Origin of the sequence: Pseudomonas sp. KCJK8993 (genome assembly GCF_046230915.1) — a bacterium.
In the GTDB taxonomy this organism is placed as follows: Bacteria; Pseudomonadota; Gammaproteobacteria; order Pseudomonadales; family Pseudomonadaceae; genus Aquipseudomonas; species Aquipseudomonas piscis.
Genome location: NZ_JBJJLO010000025.1, coordinates 25763 through 39874, shown reverse-complemented (window position 1 = coordinate 39874; position 14112 = coordinate 25763). Strand labels below are relative to the sequence as shown.

Sequence of the window (14112 nt, the reverse complement as noted above, 5' to 3'; positions counted from 1 at the left end):
AGCGCCAGGCATAAAAAAACGCCAGTGATCTGGCGTTTTTAGTTGCAGCAAAAAGACCGCTGGCTGGTCTGCGAGCCTTAGCCCAGCAGGGTTGACCAGCCTTCAACCACGTCGCCACCCCACTTGGCTTTCCACTCTTTGAGGGTCTTGTGGTTGCCGCCTTTGGTTTCGATGACTTCGCCGTTGTGCGGGTTCTTGTACTGTTTAACTTTACGTGCACGCTTGGTACCGGTGGTTTTTACAGCGGCACGCGGCGCTTTAACTTTGGATTCCGGATCCAGCAGCGCGATGATGTCGCGCAGGGACTTGGAGTACTCGCCCATCAGGTTGCGCAGTTTGCCTTCGAACTCCAGCTCGGCTTTCAGCTTGTCGTCCTGGGACAGGTTCTTCAAACGTGCTTGCAGTTCTTTGATAGCTTCTTCTGTTGCACGGTATTCGTTGATCAGGGACATGGGGGCTACCTTATCGGGCGCTGGGTGGCTGGATGACAATGTTGCAATAATAGTCACGGACTTTGTACAAGTAAACATAATACCGATGCTTTATTTGGTCTTCTTAGTGTCTTTAGGCGTAACAGTCATTTCGCTATTTAATAGAAGGGCGGGTTTCTTGCGGCATTCACAAATTAGTTGTGCGCTATTTGCAAGTGTTGCTGTCCGCACTGGGAACACCGCTGGTTAAGCCTGATCTAAGGCCCTGTTGCCGGCGCCGATCGGCACTCCTGGTGCAATGAATACTGCAGTTTTGCCGCGCAATGGCTAGAATGGCGACCTTTGCGAAGTTCTGGAGTTTCCCCCCCATGCGCACCTTTCGGTTGGTGATTTCTTGCCCTGACCGCGTTGGCATCGTTGCCAAAGTCAGTAACTTTCTGGCCTCCCACAACGGTTGGATCACCGAAGCGAGCCACCACTCGGACAACCAGAGCGGTTGGTTCTTCATGCGCCACGAGATTCGTGCCGACTCCCTGCCTTTTGGCCTCGAGGCATTTCGCCAGGCTTTCGCGCCGATCGCCGAAGAGTTCTCGATGGACTGGCGGATCACCGACACCGCCGAGAAAAAGCGCGTGGTGCTGATGGCCAGCCGCGAGTCCCATTGCCTGGCCGACCTGCTGCACCGCTGGCACAGCAATGAGCTGGACTGTGATATCCCTTGCGTGATTTCCAACCACGACGACCTGCGCAGCATGGTCGAATGGCACGGCATCCCGTTCTTCCACGTTCCGGTGGATCCGAAGGACAAGCAGCCGGCCTTCGCCGAGGTCTCGCGCCTGGTCAAGGAGCATGGTGCCGACGTGGTGGTGCTGGCGCGCTACATGCAGATCCTGCCGCCGCAGCTGTGCCAGGAGTACGCCCAGCAAGTCATCAACATCCACCACAGCTTCCTGCCGTCCTTCGTCGGTGCCAAGCCTTACCACCAGGCGTCGCTGCGTGGCGTGAAGCTGATCGGCGCCACTTGCCACTACGTCACCGAAGAGCTGGATGCCGGTCCGATCATCGAGCAGGACGTGGTGCGGGTCAGCCATAGCGACAGCATCGAGGATATGGTGCGGTTCGGGCGTGACGTGGAGAAGATGGTGCTGGCCCGTGGCCTGCGCTACCACCTGGAAGACCGCGTGCTGGTGCACGGCAACAAGACCGTGGTGTTCTGATTGAAAAAAAACCAGGAGCGGGTGCTGAATATCCCGGTCCTGGTTGGCAATCGACGAGGTCAGCCCCATGACCGATCCTCTGGATAAAGCCACTTCCCAGGCTCCCGCCGTACTGGGCGAGGGTTGCCTGAGCCGCTACGACCCCGATGAACTCGACGCCGAGGATGGCACCGATTTCCCCGGGGCGGCCGAGCTCTGGGAGCAGTTGCAGCAAGAGCCTTCAGCGCCATCGCGTTGAGGCTGGTGGCCGGCGCCCGATGCGCCGCCGGCCTGTCCAAGGGGCGTTGGCCCCGATCCTCAGATCCTGAAACTGCCCACCAGGTGCTTCAGGCGTGCTGCCTGCTGCTCCAGGTCGGAGCAGGCGCGCAGGGTCGCCTGCAGGTTTTCCACGCCTTCCTGGTTCAGCGTATTGATCTCGGTGATGTCCATGTTGATGGACTCCACCACCGAGGTCTGCTCTTCAGTGGCGGTGGCCACCGACTGGTTCATGCCATCGATCTCGCCGATCCGCTGGGTCACGCTGTTCAGGCGTTCTCCGGCCTGGTTGGCGATCTCCACGCTGTCCTGGCTGTGGCGCTGGCTGTTGCTCATGGTGCTGACGGACTCACGGGCGCCGACTTGCAACTCCTCGATCATGGTCTGCACCTGTTGCGCCGACTCCTGGGTGCGGTGGGCCAGGTTGCGTACTTCGTCGGCGACCACGGCGAAGCCACGCCCGGCCTCGCCGGCCCGGGCGGCCTCGATGGCGGCGTTGAGCGCCAGCAGGTTGGTCTGCTGGGAAATGCTGGTGATCACCTCGAGGATCTGGCCGATGTTCACGGTCTTGCTGTTGAGGGTCTCGATGTTGTTGCTGGAGGCGCTGATCATGTCCGACAACTGGTTCATCGCCTGGATGCTGCGATCCACCACTTGCTGGCCATCCTCGGCCAGGTTGCGGGCGTCGCTGGCCTGTTGCGAGGCCTGGGCGGCGTTGCGGGCGATTTCCTGGGCCGCGGCGCCCAGTTGATTGATGGCGGCGGCGACGCTGTTGGTGCGGCTGGCCTGTTCGTCGGAGTTGAGCATCGACGAGTTGGAGGCGCTGACCACGCGCAGGGCGACCTCGTTGACGTGCTCGGTAGCCGAGGACACCTCGCGGATCGAGCCGTGGATACGCTCGACGAAACGGTTGAAAGCGATGCCCAGGATGCCGAACTCGTCGTGGTTATGGATGTTCAAGCGGCGGGTCAGGTCGCCTTCGCCGTCAGCGATGTCCTGCATGGCACGGGTCATCACGTGCAAAGGCTGCATCAGCAGGCGGATCAGCAGGCCCAGCAGGGCGATGGTCAGCGCCACCGCCGTCAGGGTGGCGATCACTGCCGAGGTACGGAACTCGCTGAGCATCGCGAAGGCCTTGTCCTTGTCCACCGACAGGCCGATGTACCAGTTCACCGAGGACAGTCCCTTGATCTGGGTGAAGGTGACGATGCGCGTCTTGCCGTCGACGTTGACTTCGCTCAGTTCATTGCTGATCTTCGGCGTGTCCTGGGGGTAGATGTCCTTGAGGTTCTTCATCACCAGGTTCTTGTCCGGATGGACCAGCACCTTGCCGTCGGCACTGATCAGGAAGGCGTAGCCCATGCCGTCGAAGTCCAGGGCGTTGACCGTGTCGGCGATCACTTGCAGGCTCAGGTCGCCGCCGACCGCGCCGGTGCGCTGGCCGTTCTTGAGCACGCTATCGACGATGGAAATCACCAGTTGCCCGGTGGCCAGGTCGACATAGGGCTCGGTCAGGGCCGAGCCATTGGTGCTTTCGGCGCTCTTGTACCAGGGGCGCGCGCGCGGATCGTAGCCGTCGGGCATCTTGCTGTCCGGGCGAATGATGAAGCTGCCGTCCTGGTTGCCCAGGTAGGCGCCCATGAAGGTGGAGCTCACGGCCTTCTGTTGCAGCAGGTTGCTGACATTGGCCGGGTCGGGGTTCAGGGCCACCGACTGGGAGAGATTCTCGATCAACAGCGCACGACCGGCGAGCCAGGTCTGAATATTTTTTGCAGTGACCTCGCCCATTTCCTGAAGATAGTTGTCCAGATCGTCACGAATGGCGTTACGTTGCAGGTAATCGTTATAGAGCGTGAATAGTGCAAAGGCAGCTATGACGATGAGCGAGGCGGCAAGCAGGATCTTGTGGCTGAAGCGCAGATTTTTGTTCATGGCTTGGGGTGTCCGCTAAGGTCTTTGAGTCCAGGGCATCGGGTTGGAACGGTGCGCCGAAGAGGCGGTGTTATAAATAAGCTGATATCTCCATCTATCCCAAGGGAATTACCTGACCTTTATTTCAGATACTTCTGATCCATCATTTCTTCATATCGACCGTGTAAGGCCAAAGATTAACCAGGGGTGACAAAATGCCTGACTCATCGCAACTCATCATCGGCGCCGGCCTCGACGGCCAGCCGATCGCCCAGGCCATGCGCCTGGCCAACCGCCATGGCCTGGTGGCGGGCGCTACCGGTACCGGCAAGACCGTCACCCTGCAGCGCCTGGCGGAGGCTTTCAGCGATGCCGGGGTGGCGGTCTTCGCCGCGGACATCAAGGGCGATCTCTGCGGGCTGGGCGCCGCGGGCAATCCCCAGGGCAAGGTCGCCGAGCGGATTGCCGGCATGCCCTGGCTCAACCACCGGCCCCAGGCCTATCCCGTGACCCTGTGGGATATCCATGGCCAGTCCGGTCATCCGCTGCGCACCACCCTGAGCGAAATGGGGCCGCTGTTGCTGGGCAGCCTGCTGGAGCTCACCGACAGCCAGCAGTCGGCGTTGTATGCGGCGTTCAAGGTGGCGGATCGCGAAGGCTTGCTGCTGCTGGATCTCAAGGATCTCAAGGCACTGCTCAACCACCTCAAGGACAATCCGCAACTGCTGGGCGAAGACGCGGCATTGATGACCACCGGTTCCAGCCAGGCCCTGTTGCGGCGCCTGGCTACCTTGGAGCAGCAGGGGGCCGAATCGCTGTTCGGTGAGCCGGCCTTGCAACTGGAGGACATCCTGCAGCCGGCCGCCGACGGTCGGGGGCGGATCCACTTGCTCGATGCCAGTCGCCTGGTACATGAGGCGCCGAAGGTCTATGCCACCTTCCTTCTATGGCTGCTGGCCGAGTTGTTCGAGCAGTTGCCGGAGCGGGGCGATGCCGACAAGCCGCTGCTGGCGCTGTTCTTCGACGAGGCGCACCTGCTGTTCGCTGGTACTCCCAAGGCCTTGCAGGATCGCCTGGAGCAGGTGGTGCGGCTGATTCGCTCCAAGGGCGTGGGGGTGTACTTCGTGACCCAGTCGCCGGGAGACCTGCCGGATGACGTGCTGGCCCAGCTGGGCTTGCGCATCCAGCACGGTCTGCGGGCGTTCACCGCCAAGGAACAGAAATCGCTGCGGGCGGTGGCCGATGGTTTTCGGCCCAATCCGGCATTCGATGCGCTCTCGGTGCTGACCGAACTGGGTATTGGCGAAGCGTTGGTCGGCACCCTGCAGGACAAGGGCACGCCGGAGATGGTCCAGCGGGTGCTGGTGGCGCCGCCGCAATCACGGATCGGACCGTTGACCGAGGCCGAGCGCCAGGCCCTGATCGCCAGTTCGTCGCTACTGGGACGCTATGACAAGCCGATCGATCGTGAATCCGCCTATGAGGTGCTGATGGGGCGCAAGGCGCTGGCGCCGCAGGGGCAGGCTGAAAGCAGCAAGCCGGTGCCCGAGGAGCCGAGCCTGGCCGACCGGGCTGGTGAGTTTTTGGGGACCGCGGCCGGACAAGCCTTGAAGTCGGCGATGCGCCAGGCCGCCAATCAGTTGGGGCGGCAACTGGTGCGTGGGCTGATGGGCTCGTTGCTGGGCGGCAAGCGCCGCTGAGTCAGCTGCGCGGCTTGGCGTGGCTGGCCAGGCGCTCCAGGGCCGCGCGCAACTTGGGGTCGGATATGCCGTCGGCGGTGGCCTGGATGGTCTCGGCGGCGTTGTTCGACAGGTCTATGCCATGTCCGGTTGCTCCCCGCTGGACGGTAGGAGGCTGGACCTTGAACAGGATGCGCGTCAGTCGGGCGAATTCGTCGAATGCCTGGAGCTGGCGCTGCAGGCGCTTCTGCTGGTAGCGCAGGCGGGTGGCCCAGTGCCCGTCGGTGACGATCAGCAGCAGGCTGCCTTCGCGCCAGGACGCGACGTGGCAATGTTCGCGGGCCGCCGGCTGCAATTGGCTGTCTAGCAAGCGCTGCAGGTGCGCCAGGCGCTGGGCGTGGCCGAGTATGGCTTTGAGAGGCTTGGCTTCGCGAAGAAGAACGGCGGGAGGGCGCGCCGTAAGAGGGCGAAATGCCATGATCAGAAACCTGAAGTTACAGAGCAGCCATGGTAACAGAAAGCGTCCGGCGCACTCGGTTCGTCATTTTCCCATCTGGCTCTGAGCTGATGATCCTTTGCTGATGGTGATCAGTAACTTCTGTGGGCAATGTACTTGAAGTTCAACGAAAAGCCCTTATTTTAGGTGGGCCCCGTCAAAGCGCTGTGCCAGCATCGTGGAATAACGCCACTTTCCTCACCATCGTTTCCGGGTAGAATGCTCGTTCGCATGCGGCCATGAGGGCTGCTCGGGCGACTCACCGGGGCCGCCCTCCAACCCTATGTGTGGAAGATCCTGCCGATATGTTTGCGCCTTTGTTAAAGAAACTTTTTGGAAGCAAGAACGAGCGTGAAGTCAAGCGCATGCTCAAGACGGTACAGATCGTCAATGCCTTCGAAGAGCAAATGGTGGCCCTTTCGGACGATCAATTGCGTGCCAAGACCGCAGAGTTCAAGGCCCGTATCGCCAAGGGTGAAACCCTCGACAAACTGTTGCCCGAAGCCTTTGCGGTCGCCCGTGAAGCCGGTAAGCGGATCATGGGGATGCGTCACTTCGACGTGCAACTGATCGGTGGCATGACCTTGCATGAAGGCAAGATCGCCGAAATGCGCACCGGCGAGGGCAAGACCCTGGTAGCGACCCTGGGTGTCTATCTCAACGCACTCTCCGGCAAGGGCGTGCACGTGGTGACGGTGAACGACTACCTGGCACGCCGCGACGCCAACTGGATGCGCCCGCTGTATGAATTCCTCGGCCTGAGCGTCGGCGTGGTCACGCCGTTCCAGCCACCGGAGGAGAAGCGCGCCGCCTACGCCGCCGACATCACCTACGGCACCAACAACGAATTCGGCTTCGACTACCTGCGCGACAACATGGCTTTCAGCATGGAAGACAAGTTCCAGCGCGAGCTCAATTTCGCCGTGATCGATGAGGTCGACTCGATCCTCATCGACGAAGCCCGTACTCCGCTGATCATCTCCGGCCAGGCCGAAGACAGCTCCCGGCTGTACACCGAGATCAACAAGCTGATCCCGCGCCTGGTGCAGCACGTCGAGGAAGTGGAAGGCCAGGTCACCAAGGCCGGCCACTTCACCGTCGACGAAAAGACCCGTCAGGTCGAGCTCAACGAAGCCGGGCACCAATTCATCGAAGAGATGCTGACCCAGGTCGGGCTCCTGGCTGAGGGCGAGAGCCTCTACTCGGCGCATAACCTGGGTCTCTTGACCCACGTTTATGCCGGTCTGCGGGCGCACAAGCTGTTCAATCGCAACGTCGAGTACATCGTGCAGGACGGCCAGGTGGTCCTGGTGGACGAGCACACCGGTCGTACCATGCCCGGCCGCCGTCTTTCCGAGGGCCTGCACCAGGCCATCGAAGCCAAGGAAAACCTCAATATCCAGGCCGAGAGCCAGACCCTGGCCTCGACCACTTTCCAGAACTACTTCCGCCTGTATACCAAGCTGTCCGGCATGACCGGTACCGCCGATACCGAGGCGTTCGAGTTCCACCAGATCTACGGCCTGCAGGTGATGGTCATCCCGCCGAACAAGCCGTTGGCGCGCAAGGACTACAACGATCTGGTGTTCCTGACCGCGGACGAGAAGTACGCCGCGATCATCAGCGACATCAAGGACTGCATGGCCAAGGGCCGTCCGGTGCTGGTGGGTACCGCCACCATCGAGACCTCCGAGCACATGTCCAACCTGCTCAACAAGGAAGGCATCGAGCACAAGGTCCTGAACGCCAAGTTCCACGAAAAGGAAGCCGAGATCATTGCCCAGGCCGGTCGTCCGGGGGCTTTGACCATCGCCACCAACATGGCTGGCCGTGGTACCGACATCCTGCTGGGCGGCAACTGGGAAGTGGAAGTCGCTTCCCTGGAGAACCCGACGCCCGAGCAGATTGCCCAGATCAAGGCCGACTGGCAGAAGCGCCACCAGCAGGTACTGGAGTCCGGTGGCCTGCAGGTCATCGCTTCCGAGCGCCACGAATCGCGGCGTATCGACAACCAGCTGCGTGGCCGTGCCGGTCGTCAGGGCGACGCCGGTTCCAGCCGCTTCTACCTGTCGCTGGAAGATAGCCTGATGCGCATCTTCGCCTCCGACCGGGTGAAGAACTTCATGAAGGCCCTGGGCATGCAGTCCGGCGAGGCGATCGAGCACCGCATGGTGACCAACGCCATCGAGAAGGCCCAGCGCAAGGTCGAAGGCCGCAACTTCGACATCCGCAAGCAACTGCTGGAGTTCGACGACGTCAACAACGAACAGCGCAAGGTGATCTACCACATGCGCAATACGCTGCTGGCCGCGGACAACATCGGCGAGACCATCGCCGACTTCCGCCAGGACGTGCTGAACGCCACCGTCAGTGCCCACATTCCTCCACAGTCGCTGCCTGAGCAGTGGGACGTGGCTGGCCTGGAGGCTGCGCTCCAGAGCGATTTCGGGGTGAACCTGCCGATCCAGCAATGGCTCGACGAAGACGATCACCTGTACGAAGAAACCCTGCGCGAGAAGCTGCTCAACGAGCTGATCGCCGCGTACAACGAGAAAGAAGACCAGGCCGGCGCCGAAGCGCTGCGCACGTTCGAGAAGCAGATCGTGCTGCGAGTCCTGGACGACCTGTGGAAAGACCACCTGTCGACCATGGACCACCTGCGCCACGGGATCCACCTGCGTGGTTATGCGCAGAAGAACCCCAAGCAGGAGTACAAGCGCGAGTCCTTCACCCTGTTCTCCGAATTGCTGGATTCCATCAAGCGCGACTCGATCCGAGTGCTGTCCCACGTCCAGGTGCGTCGCGAAGATCCGGCCGAGGAAGAGGCGCGCCTGCGCCAGGAAGCCGAGGCTCTGGCCCGTCGCATGCAGTTCGAGCACGCCGAGGCTCCAGGCCTGGACCAGCCCGAAGCCATGGAAGAGGGTGTCGAGGTCGACGTGGCCCTGGCTTCCGCGCCGGTACGCAATGAGCAGAAGCTGGGGCGCAACGAACTGTGCTATTGCGGTTCGGGCAAGAAGTACAAGCACTGTCACGGCCAGATCAACTAAGATCCTCGCCAGACACTGAAACACCCACGCCGTGACGGCATCAGCCGTCGCGGCGTTTTTCCATTTGCAGCACCGTCTTTTATGCCGACGGTGCATCCATTTGATGAGAGGAGCGCATTCATGGCTGTTGGTCTTGGTCCTTTGCCAACGTTGCACCCGGTTGCCGGTTTCGAACTCGGTATCGCCTCGGCCGGTATCAAGCGCCCCGGGCGCAAGGATGTGGTGGTCATGCGCTGTGCCGAAGGCTCGACGGTGGCCGGGGTGTTCACCCTCAATGCGTTCTGCGCCGCGCCGGTGATCCTCGCCAAGCAGCGTGTGCAGGGCCCGGTGCGGTACCTGCTGACCAATACCGGTAATGCCAACGCCGGTACCGGTGAGCCAGGCCTGGCGGCAGCCAGCCGTACCTGTGCCAAGCTGGCAGAACTGACTGGGGTCGATGCCAGTGCCGTGCTGCCGTACTCCACCGGGGTCATCGGCGAGCCGCTGCCTGTGGAGAAGATCGAAGGTGCCTTGCAGGCCGCCCTGGACGACCTGTCCGTGGACAACTGGGCCGCTGCCGCCACCGGGATCATGACCACCGATACCCTGCCCAAGGGCGCCAGCCGCCAGTTCCAGCATGACGGCGTGACCATCACCGTCACCGGCATCAGCAAGGGAGCGGGAATGATCCGGCCGAACATGGCGACCATGCTTGGCTACATCGCCACCGACGCCAAGGTCTCCCGCGAAGTGCTGCAAAACCTGCTGCTGGACGGTGCCAACAAGTCTTTCAACCGCATCACCATCGACGGCGACACCTCCACCAACGACTGTTGCATGCTGATCGCTACCGGCCAGGCCGACCTGCCGGAAATCACCGAGGCCAGTGGCCCGTTGTTCGGCGCGTTGAAGCAAGCGGTGTTCGAGGTTTGCATGGATGTGGCCCAGGCCATCGTCCGCGACGGTGAAGGCGCCACCAAGTTCGTCACTGTCCAAGTCAACGGCGGCGGCAACCCCCAGGAGTGCCTGGACGTGGGCTACACCGTGGCCCACTCGCCGCTGATCAAGACGGCGCTGTTCGCTTCCGACCCAAACTGGGGACGGATCCTGGCAGCCGTGGGACGTGCCGGCGTGCCGGACCTGGATGTGAGCAAGATCGACGTGTTCCTCGGCGAAGTCTGCATCGCCAGCCGTGGCGCTCGGGCTGCCAGCTATACCGAGGCCCAGGGGGCGGCGGTCATGCAGCAGGAAGAGATCACCATCCGCATCGAACTGGGGCGTGGTACCTGCAGCGAAACCATCTGGACCACCGACCTGTCCCACGAATACGTGAAGATCAACGCCGAGTACCGTACCTGATACTCGCTGTGGCCGCCCCGGGATCTTCCGGGGCCGGTCTTCGCGCTTGGCAACCATCATTTTTCATCGGCTGGGCACCCAGGCCGGCCGAATGACGGACCAGAGGAAAACGCGGTGAAACGAGTGCATGTGGCAGCGGCCGTCATCCGGGATGCCAATGGCAAGATCCTGATCGCCCGACGTGCCGATACTCAGCATCAAGGGGGCCTTTGGGAGTTTCCCGGGGGCAAGGTCGAGACCGGGGAAACCGTGCAGGCGGCATTGGCCAGGGAGCTGCAGGAAGAACTGGGCATTGCCGTGCAGGCTGCACGTCCCCTGATCAAGGTGCAGCACGATTATCCGGACAAGCAGGTATTGCTGGATGTATGGGAGGTCTCGGCCTTCAGCGGCGAGCCCCATGGTGCCGAAGGCCAGCCCCTGGCCTGGGTCAGCCCGCGGCAACTGGGCGATTATGAGTTCCCGGCGGCCAACCAGCCGATCGTCGCGGCAGCGCGTTTGCCCGAGCACTACCTGATTACGCCCGAAGGCCTGGAGACCCCGGCCCTATTGCGTGGCATGCAGAAAGCCATTGCCAATGGCTGCCGGCTGATCCAGCTGCGGGCGCCCGGTGGCTACGATCCGCAGTATCGTGACCTGGCGGTGGATGCGGTGGGCCTGTGCGCCGGCAAGGCGCAGTTGATGCTCAAGGGACCTTTCGAGTGGCTGGGGGACTTTCCGTCGGCCGGCTGGCATATGACGTCGGCCCAACTGCGCAAGTATGCCAGTGCCGGGCGTCCATTCGGCAAGGATCGCTGGTTGGCGGCCTCTTGCCATGACGCCGAGGAATTGGCCCTGGCGCGGCAGATGGACGTGGACTTCGTGACCCTGTCGCCGGTGCAGCCGACCCAGACCCATCCCGATGCCCAGCCCCTGGGCTGGGAGCAGGCCGGGCAACTGATCGTCGGCTTCAACAAGCCGGTGTACCTGCTAGGCGGCGTGGGCCCGGCCCAGTGCGAACAGGCCTGGGCCAGCGGCGCCCAGGGTGTGGCCGGCATCCGCGCCTTCTGGCCGCAGGGTTGAGCCAGGCAACGGCTTGCTGGTGCTTCACCGCCAAGCCGTTGCCCATCACGGCTTGGCGGCGGCCTGCCAGAGGATCTCGGCGATGCCCTGGCGCTTGGCAATCAAGCGAGCAGCGACGAACAGCAGGTCCGACAGGCGATTGATGTAGGCCAACCCGACCTCCGGCAGCGGTTCGATCGCATTGAGTTGCTGGCAGCGGCGCTCGGCGCTGCGGGCCAGGCTGCGGCAGACATGGGCCTGGGCGATCAGCATCGAGCCTCCGGGAAGGATGAAGTTCTCCAGCGGGCCCAACTCCTCGTTCCAGCTATCGATGGCCGCCTCCAGGCGCTGCACTTCCAGCTCATCGAGCGCCTGGTACACCGGCATCGCCAGCTCGCCGCCAAGATCGAACAAGCGATGCTGGCAGGGTGCCAAGACCTCGATCACCTGGGCCAGCCCCGGATAGGCCATGCGCTGTTCTTCCAGGCCAGCCAGGAGCAGGCCCAGCTGGCTATTGAGGGTGTCGACTTCGCCGATGGCCTCGATCCGTGGATGATCCTTGGGCACTCGGCGCCCATCCCCCAGGCCGGTTTCGCCCTTGTCGCCGGTGCGGGTGTAAATCTTCGACAAGCGAAAACCCATGTCTAGTTCTCCAGTGGTAGCGGTGCTTGGACCGGGGGCTGGTTGCTGGCCAGGGGCAGGCGCAGGGTGAAGCAGGTGCCTTGGCCCCGGGTCGATTGCACCTCCATCTGCCCTTTGTGGTTGTTGGTGATGATGAAGTACGACACCGACAGGCCAAGGCCGGTGCCCTGGCCGATCTCCTTGGTGGTGAAGAATGGCTCGAAGGTACGCTTGCGCACGTTCTCGTTCATGCCGATGCCGTTGTCCTCGACTTGGATTTCCGCCCAGGGCGGATTGAGCCGGGTGCGCAGGATGATTCGTCCCGGCTCGCTGTCATCCTCGCGCTGGTGAATGGCCTGGGCGGCATTTTTCAGCAGGTTGAGCAGCACCTGCTCCAGTTCGTTGGCGGTGCCGGGAACCGGGCCCAGGTTCGGATCGAACTGGCGGATGATCGCCTGGCCCTTGAAGTCGAAGCCGATCGCCAGGTCGAAGTCGTTGCCGGCGATCTCCACCGCCTGGTCGATCAGCGCTGGCAAGTCGCAGGGCGCCATCTGCCGGTTGCTACGGCGACTGAAGCTGAGCATGTGGGTGACGATCTTCGCCGCTCGGGCTCCTGCTTGTTGAATGCCGTCGAGCAGTTGCGGGACTTCGCGGCTTTCCAGGTAATGGTTGACGGTTTGCAGCTCGACCCCGCTCTGCTGGGCATATTCGAGGTTCTTCGGCAGGTCCGGGGACAATCGGCGGCGGATGTTCTGCACGTTATGCAGGATCGCCCCGAGAGGGTTGTTGATCTCGTGGGCCATGCCGGCCGCGAGGCCGCCTACCGAGAGCATCTTTTCCGACTGCACCATCATTTCTTCCAGGGACAGGCGCTGGGTGATGTCGTCGATACGGATCACCACGCCGCGTCCGGCGCCGCCCATCAGGGGGTAGAAGGTCAGGGCATAGTGCCTGGCCTCTTCATCCTTGAACCAGGTGACCCGCTCGATCTTGGCCACCGTGTGCTGTTCCACGGTTTCCTTGAGCTGGGGCAGGAATGGCTTGAGCGGTTCGAAGGCCAGGAAGATCGGCTGGTTCAGGGCCTCGTCCAGGCGTGTCCCGGACAGGGCGCTGGCCTCCTGGTTCCACTGAGTGACGTACAGTTGTTCGTCCAGGGCGATCAATGCCGAGGGCATGGAATCGATGATGCTGTTGAGGTAGTTCTGGAAACCGGTGAGCTTCTTCTCGATCTTGCTGCGTACCTGGACTTCCAGTTCCAGCTTGCGGTTGGTATGGCGGGTCTCTTCGGCCAGTCCCTGGGCCTGGTCGTAGGCGGCTTGGGAGTCGTCCCGGGCGCGCTTGAGCTGCTGCTCCCGGGCCTCGATCCGCGACAGCATGGTGTTGAAGGCTTCTGCCAGGCTGCCGATTTCATCGTGGTTGCCGCGGGCCGCGCGAAGGGCGTAGTTCTCTTCGCGGGTGACCTGGCGCGACAGCTCCTCGAGCTGGTGAATCGGCTGGGTGATCAGGCGCTTGATCTGCCGGGCGATGATCAGCCACAGCAGCACGCTGAAGATCAAGATGCCCAGGCTGGCGGTGAGGGTGCCGGTATAGAAGGCCATGGGCAGTTCGCTGGTGGCCACCAGCAGCAGGTGGCCCGGCTCCTGGCCCGGGCGGGGCAGGGGGATCACCTGGTTGCTGCGAAACTCGGTCAGTTGCCAGGCCTCGATATGCCGGTAGCGCTCGGGGAGCTTGAGGCGATCGCCGTGCTGCATCTGGGCGATGCGCTGGCCGCTGCCGTCATAGATGGCCGCTGCGCGCAGGGGCGAGTAGCTGTCGAGTTCGTTGAGTAGCCGTTCCGCATCCTGGGGCGAATTCAGCGCCTGGAGCGACAGGGTCGGGTTGGACACCAGCCGGCCGATGGTCTGCAAGGCCTGGGGCGCCATGCTCTCCTGGGAGATCCAGTAGGCGGCGCTGATGAAGGTCAGGTTGGCGACCAGCAGTACTGTGGTCAGCAAGACAAGCAGGGCCGCCAGGAGCTTTTGGCCCACTGGCAGGTTTTCGAGGCGCTGGCGCAATGGCATCGGCTATATCGCTGGAAAT

At 62.5% G+C, this 14112-nt stretch carries 11 protein-coding genes and 1 pseudogene; 6 read left to right on the top strand and 6 right to left on the bottom strand.

Annotation, left to right across the window (positions count from 1 at the left end):
• Positions 1–77 precede the first annotated feature (77 nt).
• Entirely contained in the window at positions 78–452 is a 375-nt protein-coding gene (mvaT, locus tag ACK6AU_RS10960; RefSeq protein ID WP_185698424.1) for a histone-like nucleoid-structuring protein MvaT, read from the bottom strand.
• A gap of 347 nt (positions 453–799) precedes the next feature.
• Here mvaT and purU point away from each other — a divergent pair, with 347 nt between their 5' ends.
• On the top strand, positions 800–1648 hold the full coding sequence (purU, locus tag ACK6AU_RS10955) for a formyltetrahydrofolate deformylase (RefSeq protein WP_022640532.1): 849 nt from the start codon (positions 800–802) through the stop codon (positions 1646–1648).
• A gap of 67 nt (positions 1649–1715) precedes the next feature.
• Positions 1716–1886, top strand: coding sequence for a hypothetical protein (locus ACK6AU_RS10950; RefSeq protein ID WP_164485039.1), 171 nt, complete (start codon positions 1716–1718; stop codon positions 1884–1886).
• A 59-nt stretch (positions 1887–1945) separates the two neighbouring features.
• On the opposite strand, the gene ACK6AU_RS10945 is transcribed toward ACK6AU_RS10950, so the two are convergent.
• Together ACK6AU_RS10945 and ACK6AU_RS10940 are read right to left on the bottom strand one after the other, a co-directional pair.
• Positions 1946–2710, bottom strand: a complete 765-nt coding sequence (locus tag ACK6AU_RS10945) for a methyl-accepting chemotaxis protein (RefSeq protein WP_371263433.1) — start codon at positions 2708–2710, stop codon at positions 1946–1948.
• 93 nt (positions 2711–2803) lie between these two features.
• Positions 2804–3835, bottom strand: a pseudogene (locus ACK6AU_RS10940) (cache domain-containing protein); the annotation flags it as partial.
• 194 nt (positions 3836–4029) lie between these two features.
• Here ACK6AU_RS10940 and ACK6AU_RS10935 point away from each other — a divergent pair.
• Complete coding sequence (locus tag ACK6AU_RS10935; protein ID WP_409299273.1) at positions 4030–5514, top strand: helicase HerA-like domain-containing protein; 1485 nt, start codon at positions 4030–4032, stop codon at positions 5512–5514.
• 1 nt (position 5515) lies between these two features.
• Here the strand turns inward: ACK6AU_RS10935 and ACK6AU_RS10930 are convergent, their stop codons facing one another.
• Positions 5516–5971, bottom strand: a complete 456-nt coding sequence (locus tag ACK6AU_RS10930; RefSeq protein ID WP_185698421.1) for a DUF721 domain-containing protein — start codon at positions 5969–5971, stop codon at positions 5516–5518.
• 323 nt (positions 5972–6294) lie between these two features.
• On the opposite strand from ACK6AU_RS10930, the gene secA reads away from it, so the two are divergent.
• From secA to ACK6AU_RS10915, 3 genes are all read left to right on the top strand, one after another.
• Complete coding sequence (gene secA, locus ACK6AU_RS10925) at positions 6295–9036, top strand: preprotein translocase subunit SecA (RefSeq protein WP_185698420.1); 2742 nt, start codon at positions 6295–6297, stop codon at positions 9034–9036.
• A 120-nt stretch (positions 9037–9156) separates the two neighbouring features.
• A complete protein-coding gene (gene argJ / locus ACK6AU_RS10920; RefSeq protein WP_185698419.1) occupies positions 9157–10374 on the top strand; it encodes a bifunctional glutamate N-acetyltransferase/amino-acid acetyltransferase ArgJ in 1218 nt (405 codons plus the stop codon).
• 114 nt (positions 10375–10488) lie between these two features.
• Positions 10489–11433, top strand: a complete 945-nt coding sequence (locus tag ACK6AU_RS10915; RefSeq protein ID WP_185698418.1) for a Nudix family hydrolase — start codon at positions 10489–10491, stop codon at positions 11431–11433.
• 45 nt (positions 11434–11478) lie between these two features.
• On the opposite strand, the gene ACK6AU_RS10910 is transcribed toward ACK6AU_RS10915, so the two are convergent.
• Entirely contained in the window at positions 11479–12054 is a 576-nt protein-coding gene (locus ACK6AU_RS10910) for a cob(I)yrinic acid a,c-diamide adenosyltransferase (RefSeq protein WP_409299269.1), read from the bottom strand.
• 2 nt (positions 12055–12056) lie between these two features.
• The gene (locus tag ACK6AU_RS10905; RefSeq protein ID WP_409299267.1) at positions 12057–14093 is read right to left on the bottom strand and encodes an ATP-binding protein; all 2037 of its coding nucleotides are present in this window, start codon (positions 14091–14093) and stop codon (positions 12057–12059) included.
• Between the last annotated feature and the right edge of the window lie 19 nt (positions 14094–14112).